Here is a 26,727-nt window from a genome sequence, read left to right as displayed (position 1 = left end):
TATGCAGCGGATTGCAAATCCGTGGACCTCGGTTCGACTCCGGGAGGCGCCTCCACTATTCAAAGTTGAAAGGCCAGCAGAAATGCTGGCCTTTTTGCTATCTGAAATTCTAAACCCTCATGCTATGTTCAAACTTCCACGTATGCTCTCTAATCAGTAGCACCACTAGGAACAAGCTATATCAGATCACTTTTGTGCCGGTCTTTTCCTTATGTAAACCTATTATTTGCTAAACAACCAACAGCATCTGTTAACCAATTGCGCCGTTTGTGAGTGGAATGAGTGGGGAATGGAAAAGGGCGACTGTCTTTTGCGTCATTAAATTCTTCATATTTATACATAGTTGCTCATGATCCTGTAACGCTTTCATGAGTTATTACACTTATTATGACCACAAATGAAAATGATTGTCATTTACTTGTGTTACTGCTAACCTATTGTGAAACTTTACAACATCTTATCTACTGCACGAAAGTGTATATAAAACCCCGCTAAACCTTATTAAACCTACGGTTATTCGTTTGCTTCGTATGATAAATCAGCAGATCTACCTCTTTTGTCCTACCCCTTTAGGGTAGTTCGATTTCGTAATTGATTTACATCATATTTTCATTTTCTTTCATAATTCATTATTCGCTCAGTTAAGAAATATATAACCTTCAGGAATTCTTATGAGCAAGATGAAGCTAGTCGTAATCGGTAACGGGATGGTCGGCCATCGCTATATCGAAGATTTAGTCGAGAAGACAGACGTTGCTAACATGGACATCACAGTCTTCTGTGAAGAGCCTCGCGTAGCCTATGATCGTGTACACCTTTCTTCTTACTTTTCACACCATACTGCGGACGAACTTTCTTTAGTTAAAGAAGGCTTCTACGAGAAACACGGCATCAACATGCTGATCGGTGAGCGTGCTATTAACGTTAACCGTGAAAAGAAAACAGTTTACTCAAGTACTGGTCGTGAAATTCAATACGACAAGCTAATCCTTGCTACAGGTTCATACCCATTCGTTCCGCCAATCAAAGGTAACGAAGGTAAAGACTGTTTCGTTTACCGCACAATCGAAGACTTGAAAGCTATCGAAGCAACCGCTAAGAATTCTAAATCTGGTGTGGTTGTTGGTGGTGGTTTGCTTGGTCTTGAAGCTGCAGGCGCACTAAAAGCTCTTGGTGTAACCACGCACGTTGTTGAGTTTGCTCCAAAGCTAATGGCTGAGCAGCTTGACCAAGCGGGTGGTAACCAACTTCGTCAAAAAATCGAACGTATGGGCGTTAACGTACATACAAGTAAGAACACGCTTGAGATTGCTCCTGAAGGCACTGAAGCTCGTAACGTAATGCGCTTTGCAGACGGTACAGAGCTAGAAACTGATTTCATCGTATTCTCTGCTGGTATTCGCCCACAAGACAAACTTGCTCGTCAAATGGGGCTGGGTATTGCACCACGTGGCGGTATCGAGATTAATGATCACTGTCAAACGACAGACAAAGACATCTACGCAATCGGTGAGTGTGCGTCTTGGAACCAAACGTTCTACGGCCTAGTGGCTCCTGGTTACAAAATGGCAACGGTAGCGGTTGACCACGTTGTTGGTAACGAAAGCACATTTGAAGGTGCTGACATGTCTGCGAAGCTTAAGCTTTTGGGCGTGAAAGTAGGCTCTATCGGCGATGCGAACGGTCGTACTCCTGGCTGTAAGAGCTACGTTTACCAAAACGAAGAACAAGAAGTTTACAAGCGTCTAATCGTTTCTGAAGACAACAAGAAGCTGCTTGGTGCAGTAATGGTTGGTGACACGTCTGACTACGGTGATCTTCTACAGCTTATGCTGAACGAAATCGACCTACCAGAACACCCAGATGCATTGATTCTTCCTGCTCATGCTGGTGCTGAAAAGCCAACACTTGGCGCGGATTCTCTTCCTGAGTCTGCTGTTATCTGTTCTTGTTTCGATGTGACTAAAGGCAAGATCGCTCAAGCGGTTGCTGAAGGTCACCACACAATCGGTGATATCAAAGCAGTAACAGGCGCAGGTACTGGTTGTGGTGGTTGTATTCCACTAGTGACTTCAGTACTAAACGCTGAACTTGCTAAAGCTGGTGTTGAAGTGAAGAACGACGTGTGTGAGCACTTTGCATACTCTCGCCAAGAGCTTTTCCACCTAATTCGCATCGAAGAAATCAAAACGTTCGATGAGCTATTAGAGAAATACGGTAAAGGCTACGGCTGTGAAGTATGTAAGCCTCTAGCAGGTTCTATCCTTGCTTCTTGCTGGGGTGAACACATCCTTAAGCCTGAATTAGTGAAGCTGCACGATACCAACGACAACTTCCTAGGTAACATGCAAAAAGACGGTACTTACTCTGTAATCCCTCGTATGGCGGGTGGTGAAGTAACACCTCAAGCACTAAGCGTTCTTGCTGATGTTGCTGCTGAATACAACTTGTACACCAAGATCACAGGTGCACAACGTATCGGCCTATTTGGTGCTCAGAAAGATGACTTACCAGCAATCTGGAAGAAGTTAATCGCTGCAGGTTACGAAACGGGTCAAGCTTACGCAAAAGCACTTCGTATGGCGAAAACATGTGTAGGTTCTACTTGGTGTCGTTACGGCGTTCAAGATTCAGTTGGCCTATGCGTGATGATCGAGAACCGTTACAAAGGCATCCGTACTCCTCATAAGATGAAGTTTGGTGTGTCTGGCTGTACTCGTGAGTGTGCTGAAGCTCAAGGTAAAGATTTAGGTATTATTGCGACTGACGCAGGTTGGAACATGTATGTATGTGGTAACGGTGGTATGAAACCCCGTCACGCAGACTTACTGGCAAGCGACCTAGACCAAGAAACGCTAATCAAGTACATCGACCGTTTCATGATGTTCTACATCCGCACGGCTGCGCCACTACAACGTACTTCGGTATGGATGGACAACCTAGAAGGTGGTGTTGATTACCTACGTGAAGTGATTGTAGACAACAAGCTTGGTATCAATGACCAACTTGAAACTGACATTGCTGGCCTAGTTGATAACTTCGCTTGTGAATGGACAGATACAATCAACGACGAAGCTCAACTTAAGCGCTTTGCACACTTCATCAATGCTGATGACCGCGATGATAACGTTGTGTTTGTTGAAGATGGTCGTGAACAACACCGTCCTGCGACATTCACTGAGAAACACCCTGAAGCCATTACTTCAAAGCATCAGGGCGACATCATTCACGTAGAATCTGTTTAAGGGGAGACGACATCATGGCATTTACCAAAGTTTGTAAGATCGAAGACATTATCCCAGGTACAGGTGTTTGTGCGTTGGTTAGTGGTGAGCAAGTAGCTGTATTCCGCCCAACGAAAGCTGAAGAAGTATTCGCGATTAGCAACACAGACCCTTACTTCCAGTCAAACGTGTTATCACGTGGCTTGATTGTTGAGCACAAAGAAGAGCTTTGGGTAGCAAGCCCACTTAAGAAGCAACGCTTTAACCTAGCAACAGGTGTGTGCATGGAAGACGAGAACTTCAACGTGAAAGCGTACAAAGCTCGTGTTGCCAAAGGCGCTGTAGAAATCTCTGCTTAATCTTCGGATGAGTAAGATTTGATAGTTCAAGGGTTCTAGTTCTCGATATTGCCTTAACTCGGCAACTAGAGCCTTTTCCTATCCAATTTTAACTTTTAATTTAAACTTTTTAAGGACAACCTTATGTCTCCTGATTACAAACCAGCTGAATTCGTTCAAACGATGATTGATGTGGGTGAAGCGAAAACGAAAACAAGTACTCGCGATCTTCTGATTCGAAGCACTATGGCTGGTATCATCCTTTCTCTAGCGGTTGTTGTTGCTATTACAGCAATGGTTCAAACCGGTATTGGCCTTGTTGGCGCACTTGTGTTCCCAGTTGGCTTCGTCATTCTAAGTGTAATGGGTTATGACCTAGTAACTGGCGTATTCGGCCTTGCACCTTTAGCGAAATTCGACAACCGCCCAGGTATTACTTGGGGTCGTATCCTACGTTGTTGGGGTATTGTTGGTCTTGGTAACCTTATCGGTTCTTTGATTGTTGCTTTCCTTGTTGCAGTATCACTAACGGGTAACTTCTCTTTAGAACCAAACGCTGTTGCTCAAAAGTTCATTGCTGTTTCTACAGGTCGTAGCCTAGGTTTTGAAAACATGGGTATGGACGGATGGATCACGTGTTTCGTACGCGGTATCTTCTGTAACCTTATGGTATGTCTAGGTGTGATTGGCAACATGACTGCACGCACAGTATCTGGCCGTGTAGCAATGATGTGGTTCCCAATCTTCATCTTCTTCGCACTCGTATTTGAGCACACAGTAGTAAACATGTTCCTATTCCCACTGGGTATGATTCTTGGCGCTGACTTCGGTATTGCGACATGGTTGAACTTCAACCTTATCCCAACAATCCTAGGTAACATCGTTGGTGGTCTATTAATGACGTGTGTTCCTCTATACCTAACTCACGCTAAAACTGCGCCTTCTCTAGGTGCTAAGTAATTAGATAGTTCTAGGTTAATGAGCAACTAATAATGTGTGTTAAGCCCCAAGCTGTTGATTTGGGGCTTTTTTGATCTTAACACTCTCTACTTTGATAACCGTGCACCTAAGGCGAGCAATGTGTGCTTGATGATGGTGCAAATGTCAGGGTTTTCCAACGTAATAGATTGTTTTGTTATATAAACTTCTATCTTGATTAGAATTAATCGTAAAGTTTTATGGCAACAACTGATAGTCTAAGAAGTAGGGATATTGGTGATTCATACAACGATGAATCGTCATACAGAATTAAGCTTGAAATATAACAAGCTAACTTTCGGAGCAAAGCATGTCAGAAGTATCGCCATCGAATGTTAAAACAGGAAACACAGGATTTGTTTCATTAGTAGGTGCAGGTCCGGGCGACCCAGACTTACTTACGTTAAAAGCGGCACGAGTGATTCAACAAGCAGACGTGTTGGTTTATGACCGTTTGGTATCAAAAGATATTTTGGAGATGGCTAATCCAGAAGCGGAAATGTTGTATGTGGGCAAAAAGCTCGATCATCACTGTGTACCGCAAGATCAGATCAACCAACTATTAGTGACCAAAGCGCAAGAGAACAAGCACGTAGTACGCCTAAAAGGTGGTGACTCGTTTATCTTTGGCCGTGGTGGTGAAGAGTGTGAAACGCTAGCTGAGAATGACGTGAGATTTGAAGTGATTCCGGGCATCACAGCTGCTGCCGGAGCAACGGCTTATGCGGGCATTCCGTTGACGCACCGTGATCATGCACAAAGCGTGCAGTTTATTACAGGTCACTTGAAGAAAGATGGCGAAGATATTGACTGGCAATCTCTTGCTCAGCACAACCATACCATCGTGTTTTACATGGGCTTGAAAGAGAGTCCGAACATTCAGAAGAATCTACTCGATAATGGTATGCGAGCTGACATGCCAGTTGCGATCATCGAAAACGGTACACGCCAAGAACAAAAGGTGTTTAGAGGTGGGTTACGTGATTTAGCTGACCTTGCGAGCGTCGCAAAGAGCCCAGCGCTGATTGTTGTAGGCAGCGTGGCTCAGCTCCATGAAAAACTTGCTTGGTTTAACAAATAAGCTTGATCGTTTGACCTTCTAATTGGATCTCTAAGCCACTACTGAGTCCATCAAGAATCAAATACTGCAGCGGCTGCCTTGTCGCTGCATTTCTTGTTGGCGCATCGGCATTTCGTCAATGATATTGGTGATCTGTTTCCAATCTGTTTTGCCACTCCATCGGTGCTTCTCTTTCCCGTCTTTACCAATCAAAACAGCGGTATGTGATCCTTTCGGGATCTCGTAAATACTGGTGACTGCTTCTAAGTTAAACTCTTCTTCTAACCAAGTTGGGACTGTGTAACCACTCTCAGCAATAACCATAATGACGACATCTCGTTCGTCCAATTGACAGTTATTGAGCAACACTTCATTCAGAAACTCTTTAACGATTGAATCTTCCTTTGGAGCGAAATAAATCACACTGCGGTGTGGCAAAGGCTTTGAGTGAGAATAAACGGGGTAGGCGAGTACTGAATTGATGGTTAAGCTCATGATTATTACCGTGCTGATGGTCAGTAGTTTAAGCAAACTAAACCAGCTACCAGAGTTTGATGGTTGATTTAAAGTTTGCATCGCTTTGGTTGTGTCGATGCTTACGATCGAATTGTGTGTTTGTCGGTGCAGCATTGCCAACCTCCCTTTAAAAACTCTAAGCCTGAGTACGATTTGAACGCTACGTAAAGAAGAAGGTGAAGATCAGAACCACCTAAGAAACGCTCAAAACAAATCCACTTACAATAAGCATAGTTAGGATTACGTAAAGACACTTAGCTTTACGCTAAAGATATTAGATTTACGTTAACGATAGCTGGCAGGTTCATTTTTATTGAGTAAAGCGACTCGCATTTTACAATTGAATAGAATAGGGTATACGGAAAATCTAAAGGTATGAATTTATGGAAAACATAGCAATTTTGGTCGACGTTCAGAACGTTTACTACACGACGCGCGACAAATACCGTTCTAACTTCGACTATAACCAGTTTTGGTATGTTGCCACGGAAGGGCGTAACGTTATTGCAGCTAATGCTTACGCAATCTCAAGCCAAGATCCAAAGCAGCGTCAATTTCATCATATCCTTCGTGGTGTGGGCTTTAATGTGAAGTTAAAGCCGTTTATTCAGCGTCGAGATGGCAGTGCAAAAGGCGATTGGGATGTGGGTATTGCGTTAGACGCGATAGAACTTGCTGAGACGGTTGATACGATTGTTTTGGTATCAGGAGACGGTGATTTCGAAATCCTTGTAGAGCGAATCAAAGAGCGCTTTGGCAAGCCTGTTGAAGTGTATGGTGTTCCCGGGTTAACTGCTCAAAATCTTATCGATTCTGCATCAAAATTTGTACCGATTGAAAAAGATTTTCTTCTATAGAGGAAATCGGGCACTTTATAATTGAAATCAATAATAACGATAATTAGAATGCAAACAGTTCTTATTTATCGGTATGTGTAATGTCTCGCGTTTTAGTTGTTGATGATGATATTCAGTTGTGTGAATTACTGGGTGAAGTGTTAGAAAATGAGGGGTATCACGTTGATACTGTTCATTGCGGTGAATCCGCGCTTGAGTTTATTCAATCTCACCCTGTCGATTTGGTTCTACTCGATGTAATGCTTCCGAACCTAAGCGGCATTCAAGTAGCAAGACGTATTTGTCAGCGTTTTGCTACTCCCATTCTTATGCTAACCGCGCTTAACGACGATGCCTCAATGCTCGATGGCTACCAAGCAGGCGCCGACCAGTACATCGCTAAACCTTTCAATGTTCCTGAACTCTTAACCCGTATTAAGGTGATCTTGCGTCGAGTGGGTTTTGAACGCCAAAGACAATCTTTAGCTTCCTCTAATCACGGCTTGTGTGAACAACTCTCTCGTTTGCCATTAACTGGCACTGAAAAAGACTTGCTTGATTATTTGGTCAAAAATGACGGTATTGTCGTCTCAAAATCTGATCTGCAAATCCATGTACTCAAGAAAGAATTGTGTCCCTTCGATCGTAATTTAGATATGCATATCAGCAATATACGTAGAAAGCTCGTTCAGGCAGGTTTGTCTAAACAACATATAAAAACCGTTCGTGGTAAAGGTTACAGTTACCTAGAGTCGGTCGGAGCATGAGTAAAAAACTGCTGCGTTGCCCTGATTTTATTGCTAAGCGTAAAGACGGACTCACTTTCCAACTGTTCAGTTACCTGACCGTCATTTTGGTGAGTATTTTGATCCTGCAAGGTGTCGCTGAAAGAGCCTTGATGAAAGCGCTGCTTAAAGTCCCAGAATCGGTAAAAGAGGAAATGCTCGACCTTGCTTACCAAGCGAATGTGTTGATCGAAGAAGGGGACATGGATGAACTCGCGGACTGGGGTAATGCTCAGCAGTATTATCTGTTCGTCATTGATAAAGACAATCGTCCGATCACACATCGTCACATGCACCCACATTTTGAATTTAAGCTCAAATACTTAAGAACGTTAGATCACCAACTTAGTGATCGTGTGAGTAAGCCGATCTTCGGCCTACCACTGGATAACGGTAAAACACTGGTTATCCAACTACCGCACCAGTTTCATCCCGCAAAATCTTTTGCGCCATATTCCTATATGCTTAAAGCATTGATTGCATTGGTCGTATTGTCTCTGTTCTCGATTATCATGGCCAAAAGCCTTCAGCAACCGTTGGATAGATTGAGAGAAGCGAGCCGCAGACTGGCTCAAGGTGACTTCACGGTCAGTGTGGTGTCGGAGTTGAACTCCACCACGCGTGAATTCAACGAGCTTGCACACGATTTTGATTATATGACCTTTGAGATTAAATCTCTGGCTGAAAAGCAACGTTGTTTGATTCGTGATGTCTCACACGAGTTAAGAACACCATTAGCAAGGCAAAACCTCGCACTACACCTGCTGCGCAGCAAGGTTGATGATAAAAGCATTGGTTTGCTAGAACGAATGGAAAATGAAACAGAAGAGATGAATAAGCTGGTGGGTGAGATACTTGAATTTAGCCGCTTAGAAACCTCTCGCTATGACTCCAAGTTAAGTTTAATGCACCTTGAGCACTATTGTTCAATGTTGATCGCGCAGATGCAAAACGATTTAAAACCGAATCAAACTTTGATTGGTTCCCTAGAGACGCCGATATCAATGGTGAACGTTGATGAGAGGCTACTGCTTCGAGTCATTGGTAACTTGGTCGGGAATGCCATTAAATACGCGGGTGAGAACGCTCATGTGGTCGTGACGACATACGAACAGGTAATGGATAGACGTTACAGTGTAATATCTGTAGAAGATGACGGTGATGGTATTCCTGATAACAAGATTGCAGGTATATTCGACCCGTTTACTCGTATTGAATCAGCAAGAGACAAACGGTCTGGTGGCTACGGTCTGGGCCTTGCGATTGTTAAAGAAGCGATGGGTGTGATGAATGGACATGTAACTGCTGAGAATAGAGAAGGTGGGGGGCTGAGAGTGAACTTGATGTTCCCAATCGGTGATTAGCTTTCCCTATTGATAATTACCTTAAATTGATAACTGTCCCAACTCAGTAGTACTGACTTAAGCGATACCCAATAAAAACGCCACTGCATCTGCAGTGGCGTTTTTCTTTATGCGCTTTGGTATGGGCTAGGCGTAGCCATTAATTACGCCTGAGCTTGAAGACAAGAGCATAAGATAAGCGAGACTATGCCTGTTGGCGAGCTAGCTTAACTTCTTCTTCTTTCTCACCGGCTGCTGGGTCGTTGAAGCGAGACTCGTCTAGAGCGCCTTCAGACTTAGCAACGATGATAGATACGGCACTATCACCTGTGATGTTTACAGCGGTACGAATCATATCAAGAAGGCGGTCAACACCCATGATTAGAGCAATACCTTCAAGCGGCAGGCCAACTTGGTTCAATACCATCGCTAGCATAACAAGACCAACACCAGGGACACCTGCAGTACCAACAGACGCCAGTGTCGCCGTTAGGATAACCATTAGGTAATCACCCATTGAAAGGTCGATGTTGTACGCTTGCGCGATAAACGCCGTCGCAACACCTTGCATGATTGCAGTGCCGTCCATGTTCACAGTTGCACCTAGTGGTACTGTGAAAGAAGCGACTTTGTTGTCTACGCCCATACGGTTCTTAGCCGTTTCCATAGTTACTGGAATTGTTGCGTTCGAAGATGCTGTTGAGAATGCAAACATGATTGCATCTTCCATCTTACGTAGGAACGTAATCGGACTAAGACCTGTGAATCCTTTAAGCATCGCACTGTAAGTCACCAAGCCATGCAACAGCAGGGTACCAGCAAGCACTAAGAAGTATTCTGCTAGGTTCCAAATTGCACCTAAGCCAAGGCCAGAGAACAGTTTCGCCATCAAGAAGAATACGCCGTAAGGAGCAAGGTTCATTAGTAGCGCAACTAGCTTCATGATCACTTCGTTTAGATCAGAGAAAACTGCAGCGATACGTTCACCGGGTTTGCCCGCTGCACTGATTGCGATACCAAACAACACTGCAAATACGATAACTTGTAACGTTTTGCCCTCAGCCATCGCCTGAATAGGGTTGGTTGGGAACATGTCGATGATTACTTGGCCCAGAGAAGGGGCATCCGCTGATTTGAAAGAGCTCGCAGCAGTAAGATCCGCACCAGCTCCAGGTTGGAACAGGTTACCGATAGTTAATGCTAGAGTGATGGCAACGGCAGTAGTACCGATATAAAGTGCAAGCGTTTTGCCACCCATACGGCCAAGAGTTGATAAGTCTTTAAGAGAACTTGTACCGCACACTAGTGAAACGAAGACTAGAGGCACAACAAGCATTTTTAAACTGGCGACAAAGATTTGTCCGCCCACTTCAAAGAGTCCGTTAACGATGTAGTTGTTAACAAATCCGTTGTCTGCAAAAAGGGATTGAATGGCGAATCCCGTTAATATACCTACGACCATACCGAGGATTACTCGACCAGTCAGAGACATAGGTTTCTTGGTATTCATTTAGAACACTCCTTATTATTTATAACTTTGATACCTTTTCAAAGTGAGCAGGAGATTAGCAGTCGGATAATCAATTCGAAAAACAAAAAATGAGTTTGGAATTATAGATGTGATCAAAATCACTGATAATTGTGTAAATTAAACAAATAAAAACAAAATAATTCACTATTAATTTACATCTATCGAGGGTTTTATACATAAATTTGTCGTTTCAAAGGTAGTAAATAAGAAGAGATGATTTTCTTATCAATCTTCACGTCTTCAATTGACTGAACAAATACCGTTGTTTCAAAAAATTCGGTGAAGATAACCAGTCGATTTACGTCCATGAGCCTTAACTATTTGTATTAAATGGTTTTGTTGAACTCCTCAAATATGACTCACCGACAGGCCTTTACAAAACTTTACGAATGCAAAGAATGTAAATTTAATGCAAATGGTAATAGTTATCACTTATATTCACTCCCGAAATAATTCAGTGGTACCGGCAACGGTTCAGCGAACACATCGAATAAATAACAAAGTGTTCGTCTAAAAGAATAAAAGCGGAGTAAAGGACATGTTTTCAAAGAGCCCATTGGCTTTAGTGATCGGCGCAGTATTAGCTTCACCAGCAGTATTGGCAGAAACAGTAAAAACAGACGAGCATATGGTTGTTGAAGGTCGTGACTACGGTTATAAAGCCGACACGAACACAACAGCAATGCGCATGGAGGCGACTCAATTAGAGACTCCGGGACAAGTTTTAGTAATCGATGAGCAAATCATCGATGAACAGCGTGCAACAACGCTTGGTGACGTGCTTAAGAATGACGCGAGTGTAAGTGCTGGCGGTACAAGCCGTAACCGTGAACGTTTCTCTCTACGTGGTTTCTCGGTAGAAAGCTCTTCGGGCTTCCTTAAAAATGGCCAGCAACATTGGTCTCACTACCGTCAACCAATCGAACTGCTAGAGCGTGTTGAAGTACTAAAAGGACCTTCTGGTCTTCTTTACGGTATTTCTGCACCAGGTGGTTTGATCAACATGGTAAGCAAAAAGCCAACTTACGATACGCAAGTAAGTGTTAGCCAAGATATTGGTTCTAATGACCATTCTCGTACAACGGTAGACGTAAGTGGCGCTTTGAACGACGCTGAAACTCTACGTGGTCGCGCGATTCTATCTAAAGAAAGCTACGGCTCTTGGAGAACTTATGGTGACGGAACTGAACCACAAACAGAACGTTTTGTTGGGGGTGTATTCGTTGATTACGATGTAACTGAAGACGTGACAGTTTCTGTTCATTACGACAAAACTAACGACGAAGGTAGCGTAGATTCTGGCGCTTTATACACGCTAGACGGCAACCGAGTAGGTAGCGACAAGCACATCTGGGATGCACAGTGGTCACAGATCGAGAATGATGTTGAGAACGTTGGTTTTGATATTGCTGCTAACCTGACTGATACATGGTCATTAAAAACAGGTTTCAACTACCAAGATTTCGAACGTATTGATATGGAAAGCTACCCAAGCTTTTCAAATATGAATCCTGATGGTACGGGCACCGTGACTCAAGGCGGTAACTACCGTCATGATAAATGGCGTTTCAGAACGGCTTACGTTGATCTAACAACAACCGCTGATCTTGCGGGCACAGAGCACCAACTATTATTCGGTGCTAACTGGTTAGGCTACAGCTATTACCGTGGTATGGATCGTTTCAGCAGCGGCGAATACGCGCCAGATGCAACGGTACCAGCACCGTCAGTGGGTCCAACATCGCTAGGCAAGATGAGCACTTACGATACTTGGGGTTTCTACATTCAAGATCTGATTACTATCAATGACGAATGGCAAGTTCTTGCGGGCGCTCGTTTCGACCGTAAAGTAAGTGATGGCGTTGCAGAAGAAAACGTAGCACCTAAGCTTGGCGTGATTTACCACCCGGCATCAAACGGTAGTATCTACGCTTCTTACTCTGAAAGTTTCGAACCACAAGGTGTTGTGTCTAGCGGAAGCCGCAACTACACCAACGATGGTGAACTTCTTGACGCAGCAACGGGCGTGTCTTACGAAGTCGGTACTAAGTGGGAACTGATGGACGAACGTCTATTCGTTTCTGGTGCGGTATTCGATATTACCCAAGAAAACATTTCAATGGATGTAGAAGACACTTCATCAGGCGATTGGACGAAGACACAAGGTGGCGAACAAGTTCACCGTGGTGCTGAGCTAGCCGCACAAGGCTTTATTTCAGAGCGCTTCTCAATGTCTGGTTCTGCAATGTACTTAGATGCTGAAATCACGAACCATGAAACATATGAAGGTAACCGTCCAGTAGACGTACCTGAGTTTGCAGCAAGCGTTTGGTCTACCTATGCAGCAACAAACGAAGTTGATGTGAACCTGGGTCTTATCTACGAAGGTTCTCGTTACGGCGATAGCGCGAACACATTCAAGAAAGACGGCTACGCACGTGTAGATATGGGTGCTGCATACACGCTTAAGTACGACGATTCTCTTGATTTCGTAGCGCGTCTAACAGTCGAGAACGTATTTGATAAAGAATACCTAGCGGGTGGCGGTTCAACATCTTCAAACCACCAATTTGCTGAAGACGTAGTAATCGGCGAAGGCCGTAACTACATGGCGACTTTACAGGTAAAATACTAATTTGTTAGTAGGGTACTATTGTTAGCCTGAATACTAAGGGGAAAGTTTCGGCTTTCTCCTTTCGTGATTCTGCTATTCAGTAAAATATCCCTAGTAATGCGAGTGACTTTTAATGATAATGAGAGTGCTTATCAATAATAGTATTTATCAATAAAATGTATTTGACCTTCTTCTATAGTAAATGACTACAATTATGAATCTTTTAAAAACTAGCCTAGCGCTTGCCATCAGTTTGGTTGCAACGTCTTCTATGGCAAACAGCTTGGATCAAGCTCAATCAATTCAAAACAAGACCAATAACGCGTCGGCTTCGAGCCAAAAGGTTATTGATAAAAGCTCACAAGCGACTTTAATGCTGCAAGCTGAGATTGAGCGTCTGCAAGAAGAAGTTAAAAACCTAGAAATCTATCACGATCACCTTGCTGCATTAGTTGAGAGCCAAAACCAAGAAGCTCAAAGCATTGAAGAGCAGATCGAAGAAATCAAATACACACGCCAAGGTGTTGTGCCATTGATGTATCAAATGATCGATGGTCTTGAACAGTTGGTAGAGAAAGACGTGCCGATTAAGAAAGAACAGCGTCTAGAAAGAGTAGAAAAGCTACAAGCAATGATGACTCGTGCTGATGTGAGTGATGCTGAGAAGTATCGTCGTATCCTGGAAGCTTACCAAATCGAGATGGACTACGGCATCAAGCTCGGTGCTTACCAAGGCCGCGTTGCATTGAGCAACGACAGAACGATTGAAGCTGACGTGTTGCACCTAGGTCGTATCTCTTTGGTGGCTCGTAACCTAAATGGCAGCCAATATTGGTCTTGGAATCAAACACAAAATCAGTGGCAAGAGCTAGATTCTTCAATGAAATCTGAGCTAGATAAAGCTTACGACATTGCAAGCCAACAAGCGGCGCCAAGCCTAATTACTTTACCTGTTTCTTTAACTGTTGCGGAGGTTAAGTAATGAACTTAAAGCCATTAGCAGCATTGCTTTGCATTACATCACTTTCATTTTCAGCTTTCTCTGCATCAGATACGACGGCTCAGCTAGTTAATAAAGCAAAATCAGAGAGTCGAACTCAAGCTTCTCACAACGTAGTGCGTGAAGCTGATTTCAAAAAGACAGAACAAGAACTGAAAGCGATCAAAGCTCAGCTTGAAGCGAAGCGTACGTCTATCCAAGGTGCGACAGATGTTCTGACTCAAACGTTCAGTGATAACGAAAACAAGCTTGCTCGCTTAGAAGAGAAGCTGCGTTTAGAAACCGGTAGCTTAGGCGAGCTGTTCGGTGTCGTTCGTCAAAACGCAAAAGAACTCGGCGCAGAGCTTAGCTCAACCGTGAATAGTGTTGATCGTGCTGAACACACTGCAACTGTTGATCAAATCATTGATGCTAAATCACTGCCTTCAATGCCACAGCTGACCGGTTTGTGGATGAGCATGGTTGAACAGATCCAAGCGAGTTCTGAGCTTAGCAAATCTCAAATTGCATTCATTAATGGTGAAGGCAATACAAACAAGGTTGACGCTTACCGACTAGGTTCGATTGGTCTTGTGACAGAGCAAGGCTATGTTAGCTGGAACACTCAGCGTGAAGATGCGATCGCTTACCTTAAGCAACCACAAAATGGTCCAACGTTAGCGTCACTTTCTTCGTTAGCGAATGGTGAAGTATCTAACGTGGTTGTCGATCCTTCTCGCGGGTTTATGCTAGAGCAATTAGCACTTACGCCAAGTTTAACTGACCGTCTACAAGCGGGTGGTGTGGTTGGTAAAGTGATTCTTGGCCTACTAGCTATTGGTCTAATCATCGCATTAGTTCGTGGTGTCTCTCTTGCTATCGCACGCCAGAAAATTCGCGCGCAACTTAAGAACCCTGAGCAAGCGGGTGATAACCCACTAGGTCGTGTTCTTGCGATGTACAACAAGGAACAAAACCAAACGGTTGAAGCGTTAGAGTTGCGACTTTTAGAAGCGGTAGTTGATGAGCAGACTCACCTAGAGAAAGGTCTATCGATGCTTAAGCTATTGGCGGCACTAGCACCAATGTTGGGCCTTTTAGGTACAGTAACCGGCATGATCGAAACATTCCAAGTGATCACTCAGTTTGGTAATGGCGACCCTAAAGTTATGGCGGGTGGTATCTCGATGGCGCTTGTAACTACGGTACTTGGTCTGGTTGCGGCAATGCCTCTTCTACTGGCACACAACATTCTTAGCACTCAAGCAGAAAACATTCGCAATATTCTTGAGAAGCAAGGTATTGGTCTTGTTGCTGAGCAGGCTGAAAAGACCGTTGAATCAAACGCTGTTGTTTCACCAGTTGGGACTGCTGCGTAATGGATATTTTGTCGGGTTCTCTATTACCAGCGAGTTGGTTAACGAGTGACTGGCTGCTGTCTTTATCAAGCTTTATGGAGCAGGGCGGTTTCGTCCTGTGGTGGCTAGCGGCTGTCGTCCTAGTGTATTGGGTGCTTGTGGTAGAACGTGTGCTTTATCTTGCGTTCTACTTTCCTAAGCAACGCCAAGCTTGGATAGCGAAATGGCATGAAAGAGAAGATCACTCTTCTTGGCATGCCAAAGCCATTCGTGAAGGTTGGTTAGGGCAAGCGAGTATCTTGCTTAACCAAAACTTGAATTTTATTAAGCTGTTAGTCGCTATTTGCCCGATGTTGGGCTTGCTAGGCACTGTAACCGGTATGATCTCTGTTTTTGATGTTATGGCGACACAAGGCAGCAGTGACCCTAAATTGATGGCTTCAGGTATCTCGTTAGCAACACTGCCAACCATGGCAGGCATGGTTGCAGCGTTAGCGGGCATGTTCGTTCACGCTCGCTTAGCGAAAGTATGTAACCGCTTAGAATTGAAATTAGAAAAATCTTTAAGGAGTCAACGATGAGACTCGGTCGACGTCATTCTAAAAACGAAGAGGCTCAAATAGACCTTACTTCGATGCTTGATATTGTCTTTATCATGCTTATTTTCTTTATTGTGACCAGTTCATTTGTTCGTGAATCAGGGGTGGAAGTCAATCGCCCACAAGCTTCTAACGTAGTAAGCCAAAAGGATGCAGGCATCTTTGTTGCGATTACTTCTGCAAACGACATTTTCATCGACAAGCGTGTCGTAGATGTTGAACGTGTCCAAGCGACGTTAGAGCACTTGTTGCTAGAACAACCTGATGCTTCTTTGGTTATTCAAGCGGATGAACACGCTTACAACGGCACTGTTGTTAAAGTGATGGATGCCGCGAAAGGTGCTGGTGTTAAAAACATTGCGCTTGCTGCTGATAAGCGATGATCTTGGAGGATCTTCATAAATGATTCGCCTATTTCTTGCTTTACCGCTAGCGGGTGCGTTGGGCTTAGCGCTGTTTTCTTTCATGGCTTGGATGGTCGATAATGGCCACCAACGTTCACCAGACGATAGCGAGACGTTAAGTTTCAACATGGTGATGGTGGAACAAGAACAAGAAGTTCAAAGAAGACAACGTGCAGTTCCGGAAAAACCAGAAATGCCAGAGCCGCCACCGGAAGCGCAAACATCTCAGTCACAAGCTGAAGTTACGCCTCTGAATTCGATGTCTTCTCTGCCTTCATTGGATTTGAATACATCCATTGATGGCCTAGCGATTAACGCACCGACATTCTCTGATTTTGGGTCAAACCAACAGGCTATGCCTTTGTATCGAGTAGAACCTCGTTACCCTGCGAAAGCGCTTAAGCGTGGAGCTGAAGGCCATGTGATTATGTCTTTTACTATCGATGAAACGGGACGTCCAATTGACATTCAAGTCACTGACGCAAACCCACGTCGTATGTTTGAACGTGAAGCGATGAGAGCACTTAAAAAATGGAAATATCAACCGAAAGTCGTCGATGGAAAAGCGATAGCTCAGGTTGGTCAAACCGTGAAACTAGAGTTTAAGTTGGCAAAATGATGAAACATATATGGATATTAGTGGGCTTGTTGTTAATGCCCCTTACAACACAGGCACAAGAGCTAACCCAATATACTGCTATTCGTGTTCAAAAGGCGCATAAGCTTGCTCAAGATGAACAGGTTAAACAGGCCATTGACGTACTAGCAGGTTTAGAGCTTTCTAAGGGCTACGACAAAGCGTACGTAGCTCGTATGCTAGGTGTTTTTTACTGGCAAGATGGCAAAACCGATAAGGCGATTAAGCAGCTTACATACGCCGTCGATACCAATTTGCTGGTGGATGAACAAGCTTGGATAACGAAGCGTATGCTTGCGGATCTGTTATTAAACGATCAACAGTTCAAAAACGCGCTTCCACATTACTACGAGTTAGTAAAAACAGCGCCAGAGGCAGAAAAGAAAGACGTGCTTTGGATGCGAATTGCACAAGCGGAATACCAAATCGAAAACTGGTCGAAAGTCCTAGTGGCCATCGGTAATCACGACAAGTTCAATTCAAAACCAGAGTTATCACCTCTATCGCTAAAACTGGGCGCACAGCTTCAGTTAAAGCAGTGGAAACAGTCGATTCCTACACTGGAAAGCTTGATTGAACTTCAACCCGAGAAAGATAACTGGTGGCGTCAACTGGTTGGTATTCAACTTAGGTTAGATCGTAATCGTGATGCATTGAACACGTTAGCACTGGCTGATCTACAAGGTGTTGAGCTGAAGAACTCAGATCGCCGCTTGTTAGCGCAGCTTTACGCGAAACGTGGCATTCCAGAGCGCGCAGCACAAGAAATTAGTAAGTTAGATGATGCGAACAGCGATGTTCAACTTCTGGCTGAGCAAGCAACCTACTGGCAGTTAGCGAAAGAGTGGGACAGTGCTATTGAAGTGTGGACGTTAGCGTCTAGAAAAGACACGCAATATCATTGGAATGTGGCTCAGTTACTGGTTCAACAAGGTTACTACGATCGTGCTCTGGTTGTTTTGGATAAAGTGAAAGACAAGAACAAGCAAGCTGATGTTGCTTTAGCGAAAGTACGTTCATGGTACAAGCTAAAGAATCTTGATAATGCTCTTGCTCAAGCGAAACGTGCGAACAACATTGAGCCTTCTTCTGAGGCAAAAGGTTGGATTAAATATCTGACTCAGCTAAGAACAGTGAGTGATAACGGCAACGTCTAACTGCGAATAGCACAACAGAAGACAAGAGAAAGTAATATAGAGAAAAGGGTGTCATTTGATGGTTCAAATGACACCCTTTTTAATTTTGGCGGTTAAAGCTTTTTGAACTTTATCGTTCCAATGCGGCAGTTAAGGCTCGCACATCGTGCCGCTGGACGTAGCACTTTGAATCACGCCGCTGGTATCAGCAACCCAATTAATGGTGCAGTCACGATAAGGGTTTTTGAATGCGTGTACTGTATAACCATTGTCTAACGGTTTCTTGGTTTCAATCCAAGCATAGTTTCGAGACGCCCAAAAACTGATAGGGCGTGACCGTTCGGTGAGATAACGTTCTTGTACATCGGTTATGTCTGAACCGATGTATTCTTGAATATGTTCTTCCGTGCTGATTATTTGGCTGGTGCACGCCGTCACTAGCGCAGCAAAAGCCAAAACAAAAATACGCATTTCAAATCCTTTTAAGCTTCATTAGCTATCATCAAACCAGTGATCAAATAGTCCCAACTTTCTATCCTTAAAGCTACGACTGTTACCTTAAACCCATCTCAATCAAGCATGTTGAGATTGAGCTTTTTTGAGCTTTGACCCTGTTATCAATAACCTCTAATAAAACGAATCAAATCCCTTTAGTACACGTTAGCAAGAATATGCATACAGTTCGATTACTTCCCATGTAATGTTATGTAAATTTCCTTACGCCACTCGGCAAACGTAAACAATGTAAATTGAATGCCAATACGAATGATTATCAACTAAATTGTCGTCATAAAATTTATAGGTATTGGTTTGTATGTCGTTAAAAAGTAGGGCGGTTCAGTCATGGGCTCGTCGACTTCATGTTTATATTTCTATGGCGCTTCTGTTCGTGGTTCTTTTTTTCTCAGTAACCGGTATCACCCTGAACCGACCTGAGTTATTTGAATCAAGCCAACCCAATATCCAACGCTCTACGCTAACGCTTCCTACAAGTTTATTTACGGTTCAAGACGGACGTTTAAAAGCTGACGAGACAGCCTTTGAAACGTTTCTGTTCGAAGAAGCCAACCTCTCCGGCGTTCCTTCTGGTTTGGACATCTATGCAGAGATTGAAGATGGTGAGTTGCTCATCGGTGAGGTATCTATGGACTTCAAAGGACCCGGCTACAACGCTTCCGTTTTTGTTGACGTTACGTCTGAGTTTGTAGAAGTCGAAACCACTAATTACGGCGTTATCGCATTGTTGAACGATCTGCATAAAGGTCGTAACAGCGGTGAAGTATGGAAATGGTTTATCGATATCACTGCGCTATTGATGATCTTCTTTGTGCTTACTGGCGTGTGCTTACTGTTACCTAAGAAAAAGACGCTTAATACTTCCATCAAATGGACGGTGTTTGGGTCTGCAATCTCATTGGTTATCTATTTTGTCGCCGTGCCTTAACGCTTGATTCGATTGATGAATCGGATTGAAGAGCGAACTTAAGGTTAAACGGATTTAAAAGGTTGTTAAAAATGAAAAAAATGAACTGGAGCAAGGCGCTTCTTGCTTTATCTCTTTTGCCAAGCCTAGGTATGGCACAAGCGATTCCTGATACGGCAAAACTGGATGTCAGCTTTGAGCTTCCAAAGATTGATACCTCTATGTATGCACGTCCTTATGTGGCGGTGTGGGTAGAGAATAGCGAACGAAAGTCAGTGAAAACCATCGAGCTTTGGGTCGGTAAAGACGAATGGCTTAAGGATCTGCGCAGCTGGTGGAGAAAGGTTGGCCGTTACGATCGTGAACTGGTTGATGCTGTGACGTCTGCAACACGTCCTGCTGGCCAGTACCGTTTCGTGTGGGATGGTAAGAGCGACAGCGGTGAAACGTTAGAACAAGGCGAGTACACGGTTCATATCGAAGTGGTTCGTGAACACGGTGGCCGTAATTACCTTCGCCAAAAAGTATCACTCGCAGATTCAAACATATCTTACGAATTAAAAGCAACGGAAGAGACGGGTGAAATCACCCTGAACTACATCGCTAAATAGTAAGTGCGAACAGTAACTAGTAAGTGCGAACAGTAACTAGTAAGTACGAACTAAAACCAAGCTGAACAGAATAGACAGTGGTCATCGTAGGCTCAGATAGAGCGACACGGCTAACAATTATAAATAATGGAATTGAACATGATGAAACAGACAAAAATCAAAGCACTTGCTCTAGCGGGTGTGATGGCATTCGGCCTAGCAGCAACGACAACGGCACAAGCTCACCCACGTTGGATTTTGCCATCTCACTTTACTGTATCTAAAGAAGGTGGTGATTGGCTAACGTTCGATGTTACTGCGTCTCACGGTACGTTTGTTTTTGATAAGCCTGCTGGCAGCGAAAATGCTCATGTCATCATGCCAGATGGCCGCAGCGAGCGTCCTAACTTCGTTATTCGTGGCAAGCGTCGTTCAATCTTCGACTTCTATTTTGAAGAAGAAGGTACACACAAAGTGGCGATCAACAACCAGCCGTCTTACTACACGCAATACAAAGCGGGTCGCCGTGACACGGTGAAGTGGATTAAAGCAAACAAAGCTGAGCGTGACTCAGTTCTGCCTGAAAAATCACGTGACGTGGTAACGCAGATCAGCTTCACTCGTGCAGAAAGCTACATCACGGTAGGTAAGCCAACGGATTCAGTGTTCAAAATTGAAGGCAAGCTTCTAGAAATGAAGCCTGTGACACACCCTTCAGATATCGTTGAAGGCGAACCTGTGACATTCCAGTTCTTCTACAACGGTGAAATCCAGAAAGACGTGAAAGCGGAGATTACTCGTGAAGGTACGCTTTACCGCAACCACCAAGAGCAGATTGATGTGGTGAGTGATGAGAACGGTGAAATCACGTTTACTCCAGACGTAGCAGGTCGTTACGTAATGAAAGCGAACTACAAAGGTGAGTTGATTGACAACCCACTGGCAGACAAAGCAAGCGCGAACGTTCACCTAACGTTCGAAGCGCTGCTTCAATAGTCTGTGATATCGGGGCTAGATCCCTGATTAAGAATCAAAAAAACTTAAGGGCTCATTTGAGCCCTTTATCGCTCAGTTTACTTCTGAGAATTTGCACTGTGGCTAGGGTACGAACCATGACAATAAAAACAAAACTTAACGCTTTAATGACTCCTTGCTTAGCATTGGGACTTGGTTTCGCTGCATTACCTGCGCAAGCACACTTTCCACTGATGAGCTGCTGGTTTGAAGGTAAGACTGTTGCTTGTGAAGCGGGTTATTCGGATGGCAGCAAAGCGATTGATTACGCAGTTGAGATGTACGATTACGAAGACAACTTGATTGCAAAAGAGATGACAGATAAACGTTCTATCGTTGAATTCCCACATCCTGACACTGAGTTCTACCTTGTGTTCGATTCAGGTCATGAGTTTCCAGTTGAAGTTGATGTTGTAGAGATCAGTGAAAAATGATGATTCAAAGCGTACGTGCTGATACGGGCGGCAGAGAGGGCAAATGGGTAGGACTGATCATTGTGTTCATCCTTTGCTTTGCAACTGTCGCAATCCCATTTCATCAGGCTGAATCCCACGTTAAAGCAGTGCTTGATCATCAAATTCTAGTGACTGATGTTGAACAAGAAAACTTGGCGATGCTATCAGAGCTGCGTTTAGCGCATGAAGAAATCCGTGACCTGCGCATGGACTCAGATGGTGAATGGCCGAGTGTTGCATCACTTAAAGATGAATGGGTTGCCCCGTTTGTAGAAGATCAGAGTTGGAAGCGCAAAGGTTCTCATGCTTGGGTACTGGACGAGCGTGGTTACTATTTCTCTGCTCCAAGTGAATCTGCGACACCAAGTGAACAAGCTACGCCTACCGATCATGGTTTTGCGGATTCCTTTATTTTAAATGCGAACAGCGTTTCTCCTGAAATCTGGATCTTCTTGGGCGGTGTAGCGAAACAGCCCGCTACTTTTGACCAACACACGCTAGAGTCTACGGGTTGGAAAATGGTCGTGAACGAATCAGAAATTGAAAAGCATCATGAAAGCGATGCTCACTAATAATAAGAGAATTACTATGCGAATTATGACTCTGTTCATGTCGTTATTAGCGGTGTTCATGGCACCCAATGCATTGGCAAAAGAATATAAGATCGACAGCAACAAGCTGACGATTGGTATCACGCTTCAACCTTACTACAGCTACGTAAAAGCAGTAGTAGGCGACAAAGTGAACATCCTTCCTTTGGTTGATGCCGGCTTTAATCCGCATAACTACTTGCCACAACCGAACGACTTGAAGAGATTGAGCCAGATGGACGCCATCGTGGTAAACGGTATTGGTCACGATGACTTCGCGCTTAAAGTGATTTCAGCCGCGCAACGTGATGACCTAGTCGTGATCGAAGCAAACAAAGAAGTGCCTCTACTTCCTGCTCTTGGTCAGTCTGTTGGTCAAGGTGCCGTTAACCCACATACCTTTGTTGGGCTTTCGACAACAATTCAAAAGGTTTACACCATCGCGAGTGAGGTCTCTAAGCTCGACCCTGACAACGCGGCTTTTTATCGTAAGAATGCACGTAAATACGCAAAGCAATTTCGCTTTATGAAGCGCGATGCGATGTTGTCATTAGGTGAGTTAGATACTTCAGGTATGAAGGTCGCGACTACACATAATGCTTATGGCTACATCCTTCAAGAGTTTGGTGTGGATGTTGCGGCAGTAATCGAGCCTGCACACGGTGTTGAACCAAGTGCTAGTCAACTGCAAGAGACGATCGAGAAGATCCGCGCATCAGGCATTGATGTTCTGTTTTACGAGTTAAACATGCCAAACCGTTTTGTTGACACAATTGAAGCGGAAACAGGCGTTCAGCTTTATCGTTTTTCTCACATGACGCACGGTGAATATGAAGACGATAAAGTCGAAGTTGAGATGAAGAAGAACCTAGAGACGTTAATCGAAGCCATGAAATTTGCGGCGGCGAACCAAGCTAAAAGCGGGAACGCATAATGTTAGGTCCATCAATCTCAATTAATAAACTCGGTCTGCAATACGATAACAACGTAATTCTTGATGATATCTCGCTCGAACTTAAAGCGGGCGAGTGTCATGTGATCATGGGGCCAAACGGTGGCGGTAAAACTTCATTACTGCGCTCTGTGCTTGGCCTTACGCCTTTCTCTGGCCAAATCAATATCCACTGGCCAGAAAAGCAGAGTATTGGTTACGTACCTCAAAAAGCGACCTTCGAGTCTAGCTTGCCTTTGACTGTAATGGACTTCGTACTGCTTAACCAAACACGAATCCCATTGTTTTGGCGTCGTAAATCTAAGCAATTGGATCTTGCACTCGCACAATTAGATCGCGTTGGTATGGTTACTCGTAGCGACCGCCGCATGGGACAGTTATCGGGTGGTGAGCAGCAACGCGTGCTGTTTGCCCAAGCGCTATTAGATAACCCAAGTCTACTGGTGTTGGATGAACCAACCACGGGTATGGACGAGCAGGGCGTTCGTTATCTTGAATCGTTAATTCGTGAATGTGTTAGTGAAGGTCGTACGATCCTTGCGGTACACCACGATGTCACGGCAGTGCGTCGACTCGAAGCGAACGTACATGTTGTGAATCGATTCTTGGTTGATAGTGGCCCACACGAACAAGTCTTACACCCAAGTAAAATCGAGAGCCTGTTCCAGCACTACAGCAGTGGCTCTGCGATGACCAAATCGAAGGAGGTTGCGTAATGGATTGGTTACGACAACTAGCCATTAGTGGCGTGGAAGCGGGCTGGTTATCAGACAGTTTCATGTATGCCTTCATGGTCAATGCTTTGGTTGCAGCGTTACTACTTGGTCCTCTGTTAGGTGGTCTGGGTACTTTGGTGATTGCTAAGCGTTTGGCTTTCTTCTCTGAAGCGGTAGGCCACGCGGCATTAACCGGTATCGCTATAGGTGTGTTGCTTGGCGAGCCACCAGAAAACCCAATTATTGGTCTGTTTAGCTTCTGTATGATCTTCGCGCTGCTTCTTCACTTTGTAAGAAACAGAACCAATGTGCCATACGATACTTTAGTTGGCGTTTTCCTTGCTTTAGCACTGGCAGTGGGTGCGGCATTGCTGATGTACGTGGCGCGTAAGATCAACATCCACATGCTTGAGAACGTACTATTTGGTTCGATTTTGACGGTAACAGACCAAGACTTAGCGATTCTCGCAGGCAGCTGCGCGATCATTATTTTGCTCTTGATACCGACGTTCAACCGTATTCTTCTAACCTGTATCAGCCCTGATATTGCCAAGGTTCGTGGTTATAACACCAGTTTCTACGACTACTTGTTTGTCATGATGATCACCTTAGTGACGATTGCAGCGGTGAAGATCGTAGGTGCTGTTCTGGTTGGTGCATTATTGCTGATCCCAGGTGCGACAGCTCGCTTGCTAACTAAACGCATGGGTAGCTTTGTGTTGTTATCAGCTTTGCTTGCGACCATTGCTTGTCTGGTTGGTACTGTATTACCAATGGAACTTAAATTGCCAGTACCGTCGGGTGCTTCAATCATCATTGTTTCTGCAACGTTTTTCCTTGCAGCAACGCTATACCGAATTGTAAGAAAGGCGTAATCATGACTTCTTTAATTAAACGTATGTCGAGCTCAGTCAAAGTAACGGCTCAAGTCGGTATGCTTGGTAGTGTATTAATGGCTGGCTCAGTGGTATCACTTAAAGCGAATGCAGAAGATATTCTAACGAGTACACCTGTAACCTATGCACTAGCGACAGAGCTAACTAAAGGCACTGACATCACGACCGAGTATCTGCCACCAAAACGTTATGGTATCGATCGTCTGCCGAATTGGTTTGGTACCAAAGGGGCGAGTAAAGTGCTTCAATCGGGCGAAAAGGCAACCGTTGCGGTAACACTGTCATCGATCTGGCAAGCGGATCCTACCTTTGTCTACGCAAGACAAGGAAACATCCGTTTGGTGGAAATAGATGCGGCTCAAGCGATTACACCGCGTGCACAAGGTGTTGCGGCGCTTACATTGTCGAATGGTGATGTGTCTAAATACGCGTGGTTAAACCCGACCAACTTGACTCGTATGGCGGCGATTGTGGCTGACGACTTTAAGTTATTGTGGCCGACACAAGCTGAAACGATTGATAGCAACTTACAACGTGTGATGTTGGATGTTCGTGAACTGATCAACAAGCAGCAAGCAGTATTGCTCGACAATGACGTAGATTCAGTATTGTTGCTTTCAGAAAGCTTGGAAGATTTCGCCTCTGGCAGCCAACTGTTTGTTGAAGAACGCATGTTCAAAGCTGAACTGGAATGGACAGAGCAGGACAAAGCCAAGCTTAAAGAGATGTTTTCGGAAGATGATGCTCTATGGTTAGTTACAACGAAAAAGCCAAGCAACTTGATTAAATCATTAGTACCGAATGAGCGTATCTTGGTAGTGGATTCTGTTGATCGTTGGGGCAGAGCGGGAATCAACGCAAAAGCACCGTTTGCCCGTTGGGAAGTGCAGCCATTCAAAGGCTAACCAGCGCGATTAAAAATGGTAGGATCAAAAAAGCAGCCCAATTTGAGGCTGCTTTTTTGTTCTTGTCTGTTGGCTCTGAAAAGAGTGTCAGACAAGAGAGCTGCGAGTATAAACTTACTCTGCAGCTTTTGTCTCTTCAGCTTCAACAGTTGCTTCTACTGAACCTTCAGCTTGCTCTTGAGCTGCTTTCGCTTGTTCTTCAGCTTCCATTTTTGCACGGTCAGCTTTAGAAATGTAGCGAGGCTTGTTGCTACTATGCAGTTTAGAATTCGCCTGTTTCTGCTTCTTTTTTAGAATTTGATTGATTTTTTTCTTACGGTTCATTGCTGCATAGCCTTGTATTTAGTTTAGGCGGTGGAGGATAATCATTTTAGCTCTAGAACTCAATATTTACATGGTATTCAGCAAGGAAAATATCACTATGCAGTCAGTCGAGACCGAACGTTTAAGATTAAGAATGATCACACCTCAAGATGCGGCGTTTATCCAACGACTATACAGCTCAGAAGATTTCCTGCGTTACATTGGTGATAAGGAAATCAACGAAACTTCAACGCCAATTGGTATCTGCGGATTAATAAAAAGAGACACCTTAGCGTCGCATGATATTGGCGACGGGTTTGTTGCTGAGTTTTATGGTCAAGGCTTTGCGCAAGAAGCCGCGGAGGCGATAATTGAACAAGCTAAGCAGAATGCTGATATCGATCATTTAGTTGCCATCACAACCTCTGATAACATTCGAAGTATCGCACTACTGACTAAGTTAGGCTTTGTGTTTGAGCGAGTTGAAGATGTGATAAGCGAAAGCGTTAATCTCAACTTGTACGGTTTCTCATTAGGTAATTAAA

General features: G+C 44.2%; 28 protein-coding genes. 24 read left to right on the top strand and 4 right to left on the bottom strand.

Going from position 1 to position 26,727, the window contains the following annotated elements; translation table 11 throughout:
* The first annotated feature begins 671 nt into the window (after window positions 1-671).
* From nirB to cobA, 4 genes are all read left to right on the top strand, one after another.
* Window positions 672-3,245 carry a nitrite reductase large subunit NirB gene (gene nirB / locus AB6E30_RS17735; RefSeq protein WP_372104666.1) on the top strand — a complete coding sequence of 858 codons (2,574 nt, stop codon included), beginning with the start codon at window positions 672-674 and terminating at the stop codon, window positions 3,243-3,245.
* A 14-nt stretch (window positions 3,246-3,259) separates the two neighbouring features.
* Entirely contained in the window at window positions 3,260-3,583 is a 324-nt protein-coding gene (nirD, locus tag AB6E30_RS17730; protein ID WP_102320784.1) for a nitrite reductase small subunit NirD, read from the top strand.
* 123 nt (window positions 3,584-3,706) lie between these two features.
* Window positions 3,707-4,522: a formate/nitrite transporter family protein gene (locus AB6E30_RS17725; RefSeq protein WP_017062558.1), complete on the top strand. Its 816-nt coding sequence runs from the start codon at window positions 3,707-3,709 to the stop codon at window positions 4,520-4,522.
* A 328-nt stretch (window positions 4,523-4,850) separates the two neighbouring features.
* A complete protein-coding gene (gene cobA, locus AB6E30_RS17720) occupies window positions 4,851-5,621 on the top strand; it encodes a uroporphyrinogen-III C-methyltransferase (protein ID WP_137001497.1) in 771 nt (256 codons plus the stop codon).
* A gap of 57 nt (window positions 5,622-5,678) precedes the next feature.
* Here the strand turns inward: cobA and AB6E30_RS17715 are convergent, their stop codons facing one another.
* A complete protein-coding gene (locus AB6E30_RS17715; protein WP_372104675.1) occupies window positions 5,679-6,176 on the bottom strand; it encodes a DUF4174 domain-containing protein in 498 nt (165 codons plus the stop codon).
* A gap of 323 nt (window positions 6,177-6,499) precedes the next feature.
* Here AB6E30_RS17715 and AB6E30_RS17710 point away from each other — a divergent pair, with 323 nt between their 5' ends.
* From AB6E30_RS17710 to AB6E30_RS17700, 3 genes are all read left to right on the top strand, one after another.
* Complete coding sequence (locus AB6E30_RS17710; RefSeq protein WP_010429860.1) at window positions 6,500-6,973, top strand: NYN domain-containing protein; 474 nt, start codon at window positions 6,500-6,502, stop codon at window positions 6,971-6,973.
* An 80-nt stretch (window positions 6,974-7,053) separates the two neighbouring features.
* Entirely contained in the window at window positions 7,054-7,719 is a 666-nt protein-coding gene (locus tag AB6E30_RS17705; protein WP_017062555.1) for a response regulator transcription factor, read from the top strand.
* Window positions 7,716-9,101, top strand: coding sequence for a histidine kinase sensor domain-containing protein (locus AB6E30_RS17700; protein ID WP_372104663.1), 1,386 nt, complete (start codon window positions 7,716-7,718; stop codon window positions 9,099-9,101). The genes AB6E30_RS17705 and AB6E30_RS17700 overlap by 4 nt, the downstream gene beginning before the upstream one ends.
* Window positions 9,102-9,285: 184 nt before the next feature.
* On the opposite strand, the gene AB6E30_RS17695 is transcribed toward AB6E30_RS17700, so the two are convergent.
* Window positions 9,286-10,590: a dicarboxylate/amino acid:cation symporter gene (locus AB6E30_RS17695; RefSeq protein ID WP_017062553.1), complete on the bottom strand. Its 1,305-nt coding sequence runs from the start codon at window positions 10,588-10,590 to the stop codon at window positions 9,286-9,288.
* Between the two features lie 559 nt (window positions 10,591-11,149).
* Here AB6E30_RS17695 and AB6E30_RS17690 point away from each other — a divergent pair.
* The 7 genes from AB6E30_RS17690 (at window position 11,150) to AB6E30_RS17660 (ending at window position 18,359) form a co-directional block, all read left to right on the top strand.
* Window positions 11,150-13,246, top strand: a complete 2,097-nt coding sequence (locus tag AB6E30_RS17690; protein ID WP_017062551.1) for a TonB-dependent siderophore receptor — start codon at window positions 11,150-11,152, stop codon at window positions 13,244-13,246.
* A gap of 193 nt (window positions 13,247-13,439) precedes the next feature.
* A complete protein-coding gene (locus tag AB6E30_RS17685) occupies window positions 13,440-14,207 on the top strand; it encodes a DUF3450 domain-containing protein (RefSeq protein WP_017062550.1) in 768 nt (255 codons plus the stop codon).
* The gene (locus AB6E30_RS17680) at window positions 14,207-15,583 is read left to right on the top strand and encodes a MotA/TolQ/ExbB proton channel family protein (RefSeq protein WP_017062549.1); all 1,377 of its coding nucleotides are present in this window, start codon (window positions 14,207-14,209) and stop codon (window positions 15,581-15,583) included. Before AB6E30_RS17685 ends, AB6E30_RS17680 begins: the two co-directional genes overlap by 1 nt.
* Window positions 15,583-16,143 carry a MotA/TolQ/ExbB proton channel family protein gene (locus AB6E30_RS17675; protein WP_010429842.1) on the top strand — a complete coding sequence of 187 codons (561 nt, stop codon included), beginning with the start codon at window positions 15,583-15,585 and terminating at the stop codon, window positions 16,141-16,143. Before AB6E30_RS17680 ends, AB6E30_RS17675 begins: the two co-directional genes overlap by 1 nt.
* Complete coding sequence (locus AB6E30_RS17670) at window positions 16,140-16,544, top strand: biopolymer transporter ExbD (RefSeq protein ID WP_004739212.1); 405 nt, start codon at window positions 16,140-16,142, stop codon at window positions 16,542-16,544. Before AB6E30_RS17675 ends, AB6E30_RS17670 begins: the two co-directional genes overlap by 4 nt.
* 19 nt (window positions 16,545-16,563) lie before the next feature.
* Complete coding sequence (locus AB6E30_RS17665) at window positions 16,564-17,184, top strand: energy transducer TonB (protein ID WP_008219721.1); 621 nt, start codon at window positions 16,564-16,566, stop codon at window positions 17,182-17,184.
* Window positions 17,181-18,359, top strand: coding sequence for a lipopolysaccharide assembly protein LapB (locus AB6E30_RS17660; RefSeq protein ID WP_102320786.1), 1,179 nt, complete (start codon window positions 17,181-17,183; stop codon window positions 18,357-18,359). Before AB6E30_RS17665 ends, AB6E30_RS17660 begins: the two co-directional genes overlap by 4 nt.
* A gap of 129 nt (window positions 18,360-18,488) precedes the next feature.
* On the opposite strand, the gene AB6E30_RS17655 is transcribed toward AB6E30_RS17660, so the two are convergent.
* Window positions 18,489-18,809 carry a hypothetical protein gene (locus tag AB6E30_RS17655; protein ID WP_017067850.1) on the bottom strand — a complete coding sequence of 107 codons (321 nt, stop codon included), beginning with the start codon at window positions 18,807-18,809 and terminating at the stop codon, window positions 18,489-18,491.
* Between the two features lie 343 nt (window positions 18,810-19,152).
* Between AB6E30_RS17655 and AB6E30_RS17650 the strand changes: the two genes are divergently transcribed.
* The 9 genes from AB6E30_RS17650 (at window position 19,153) to AB6E30_RS17610 (ending at window position 25,879) form a co-directional block, all read left to right on the top strand.
* On the top strand, window positions 19,153-19,782 hold the full coding sequence (locus AB6E30_RS17650; RefSeq protein ID WP_017062546.1) for a PepSY-associated TM helix domain-containing protein: 630 nt from the start codon (window positions 19,153-19,155) through the stop codon (window positions 19,780-19,782).
* Between the two features lie 71 nt (window positions 19,783-19,853).
* Window positions 19,854-20,372: a DUF2271 domain-containing protein gene (locus tag AB6E30_RS17645; RefSeq protein ID WP_017062545.1), complete on the top strand. Its 519-nt coding sequence runs from the start codon at window positions 19,854-19,856 to the stop codon at window positions 20,370-20,372.
* Window positions 20,373-20,510: 138 nt separating this feature from the next.
* On the top strand, window positions 20,511-21,347 hold the full coding sequence (locus AB6E30_RS17640) for a DUF4198 domain-containing protein (RefSeq protein ID WP_017062544.1): 837 nt from the start codon (window positions 20,511-20,513) through the stop codon (window positions 21,345-21,347).
* Between the two features lie 116 nt (window positions 21,348-21,463).
* Entirely contained in the window at window positions 21,464-21,799 is a 336-nt protein-coding gene (locus tag AB6E30_RS17635; protein WP_017062543.1) for a hypothetical protein, read from the top strand.
* Window positions 21,796-22,392 (top strand): DUF6162 family protein, encoded by a 597-nt coding sequence (locus AB6E30_RS17630; RefSeq protein WP_372104661.1) that lies wholly within the window; start codon window positions 21,796-21,798, stop codon window positions 22,390-22,392. The genes AB6E30_RS17635 and AB6E30_RS17630 overlap by 4 nt, the downstream gene beginning before the upstream one ends.
* A 16-nt stretch (window positions 22,393-22,408) precedes the next feature.
* Complete coding sequence (locus AB6E30_RS17625; RefSeq protein ID WP_017062541.1) at window positions 22,409-23,344, top strand: metal ABC transporter solute-binding protein, Zn/Mn family; 936 nt, start codon at window positions 22,409-22,411, stop codon at window positions 23,342-23,344.
* A complete protein-coding gene (locus tag AB6E30_RS17620) occupies window positions 23,344-24,078 on the top strand; it encodes a metal ABC transporter ATP-binding protein (protein ID WP_017064556.1) in 735 nt (244 codons plus the stop codon). The genes AB6E30_RS17625 and AB6E30_RS17620 overlap by 1 nt, the downstream gene beginning before the upstream one ends.
* The gene (locus tag AB6E30_RS17615) at window positions 24,078-24,953 is read left to right on the top strand and encodes a metal ABC transporter permease (protein WP_065206162.1); all 876 of its coding nucleotides are present in this window, start codon (window positions 24,078-24,080) and stop codon (window positions 24,951-24,953) included. The genes AB6E30_RS17620 and AB6E30_RS17615 overlap by 1 nt, the downstream gene beginning before the upstream one ends.
* Before the next feature lie 2 nt (window positions 24,954-24,955).
* A complete protein-coding gene (locus tag AB6E30_RS17610) occupies window positions 24,956-25,879 on the top strand; it encodes an ABC transporter substrate-binding protein (RefSeq protein ID WP_372104658.1) in 924 nt (307 codons plus the stop codon).
* A gap of 114 nt (window positions 25,880-25,993) precedes the next feature.
* On the opposite strand, the gene AB6E30_RS17605 is transcribed toward AB6E30_RS17610, so the two are convergent.
* Entirely contained in the window at window positions 25,994-26,203 is a 210-nt protein-coding gene (locus AB6E30_RS17605; protein WP_017060973.1) for a DUF2986 domain-containing protein, read from the bottom strand.
* A gap of 97 nt (window positions 26,204-26,300) precedes the next feature.
* Here AB6E30_RS17605 and AB6E30_RS17600 point away from each other — a divergent pair, with 97 nt between their 5' ends.
* Window positions 26,301-26,726, top strand: a complete 426-nt coding sequence (locus AB6E30_RS17600) for a GNAT family N-acetyltransferase (protein ID WP_372104655.1) — start codon at window positions 26,301-26,303, stop codon at window positions 26,724-26,726.
* Window position 26,727 lies beyond the last annotated feature (1 nt).

The organism is Vibrio sp. 10N.247.311.12 (genome assembly GCF_041467515.1).
Lineage (GTDB): Bacteria > Pseudomonadota > Gammaproteobacteria > Enterobacterales > Vibrionaceae > Vibrio > Vibrio crassostreae_C.
Note: the sequence above shows the minus strand (reverse complement) of the source record. Positions and strands in the feature narration are given on the sequence as shown.

Bases quoted from the DNA above. Each gene is read 5' to 3' on its own strand.
- nirB (WP_372104666.1), top strand. From the start codon at position 672: ATGAGCAAGATGAAGCTAGTCGTAATCGGTAACGGGATGGTCGGCCAT.
- AB6E30_RS17615 (WP_065206162.1), top strand. From the start codon at position 24,078: ATGGATTGGTTACGACAACTAGCCATTAGTGGCGTGGAAGCGGGCTGG.
- AB6E30_RS17715 (WP_372104675.1), bottom strand. From the start codon at position 6,176: ATGCAAACTTTAAATCAACCATCAAACTCTGGTAGCTGGTTTAGTTTG.
- AB6E30_RS17640 (WP_017062544.1), top strand. From the start codon at position 20,511: ATGATGAAACAGACAAAAATCAAAGCACTTGCTCTAGCGGGTGTGATG.
- AB6E30_RS17690 (WP_017062551.1), top strand. From the start codon at position 11,150: ATGTTTTCAAAGAGCCCATTGGCTTTAGTGATCGGCGCAGTATTAGCT.
- AB6E30_RS17610 (WP_372104658.1), top strand. From the start codon at position 24,956: ATGACTTCTTTAATTAAACGTATGTCGAGCTCAGTCAAAGTAACGGCT.
- AB6E30_RS17675 (WP_010429842.1), top strand. From the start codon at position 15,583: ATGGATATTTTGTCGGGTTCTCTATTACCAGCGAGTTGGTTAACGAGT.
- AB6E30_RS17665 (WP_008219721.1), top strand. From the start codon at position 16,564: ATGATTCGCCTATTTCTTGCTTTACCGCTAGCGGGTGCGTTGGGCTTA.
- AB6E30_RS17655 (WP_017067850.1), bottom strand. From the start codon at position 18,809: ATGCGTATTTTTGTTTTGGCTTTTGCTGCGCTAGTGACGGCGTGCACC.
- cobA (WP_137001497.1), top strand. From the start codon at position 4,851: ATGTCAGAAGTATCGCCATCGAATGTTAAAACAGGAAACACAGGATTT.
- AB6E30_RS17630 (WP_372104661.1), top strand. From the start codon at position 21,796: ATGATGATTCAAAGCGTACGTGCTGATACGGGCGGCAGAGAGGGCAAA.
- AB6E30_RS17670 (WP_004739212.1), top strand. From the start codon at position 16,140: ATGAGACTCGGTCGACGTCATTCTAAAAACGAAGAGGCTCAAATAGAC.
- AB6E30_RS17600 (WP_372104655.1), top strand. From the start codon at position 26,301: ATGCAGTCAGTCGAGACCGAACGTTTAAGATTAAGAATGATCACACCT.
- AB6E30_RS17710 (WP_010429860.1), top strand. From the start codon at position 6,500: ATGGAAAACATAGCAATTTTGGTCGACGTTCAGAACGTTTACTACACG.
- nirD (WP_102320784.1), top strand. From the start codon at position 3,260: ATGGCATTTACCAAAGTTTGTAAGATCGAAGACATTATCCCAGGTACA.
- AB6E30_RS17620 (WP_017064556.1), top strand. From the start codon at position 23,344: ATGTTAGGTCCATCAATCTCAATTAATAAACTCGGTCTGCAATACGAT.
- AB6E30_RS17700 (WP_372104663.1), top strand. From the start codon at position 7,716: ATGAGTAAAAAACTGCTGCGTTGCCCTGATTTTATTGCTAAGCGTAAA.
- AB6E30_RS17645 (WP_017062545.1), top strand. From the start codon at position 19,854: ATGAAAAAAATGAACTGGAGCAAGGCGCTTCTTGCTTTATCTCTTTTG.
- AB6E30_RS17660 (WP_102320786.1), top strand. From the start codon at position 17,181: ATGATGAAACATATATGGATATTAGTGGGCTTGTTGTTAATGCCCCTT.
- AB6E30_RS17685 (WP_017062550.1), top strand. From the start codon at position 13,440: ATGAATCTTTTAAAAACTAGCCTAGCGCTTGCCATCAGTTTGGTTGCA.
- AB6E30_RS17695 (WP_017062553.1), bottom strand. From the start codon at position 10,590: ATGAATACCAAGAAACCTATGTCTCTGACTGGTCGAGTAATCCTCGGT.
- AB6E30_RS17650 (WP_017062546.1), top strand. From the start codon at position 19,153: ATGTCGTTAAAAAGTAGGGCGGTTCAGTCATGGGCTCGTCGACTTCAT.
- AB6E30_RS17635 (WP_017062543.1), top strand. From the start codon at position 21,464: ATGACAATAAAAACAAAACTTAACGCTTTAATGACTCCTTGCTTAGCA.
- AB6E30_RS17680 (WP_017062549.1), top strand. From the start codon at position 14,207: ATGAACTTAAAGCCATTAGCAGCATTGCTTTGCATTACATCACTTTCA.
- AB6E30_RS17725 (WP_017062558.1), top strand. From the start codon at position 3,707: ATGTCTCCTGATTACAAACCAGCTGAATTCGTTCAAACGATGATTGAT.
- AB6E30_RS17605 (WP_017060973.1), bottom strand. From the start codon at position 26,203: ATGAACCGTAAGAAAAAAATCAATCAAATTCTAAAAAAGAAGCAGAAA.
- AB6E30_RS17625 (WP_017062541.1), top strand. From the start codon at position 22,409: ATGCGAATTATGACTCTGTTCATGTCGTTATTAGCGGTGTTCATGGCA.
- AB6E30_RS17705 (WP_017062555.1), top strand. From the start codon at position 7,054: ATGTCTCGCGTTTTAGTTGTTGATGATGATATTCAGTTGTGTGAATTA.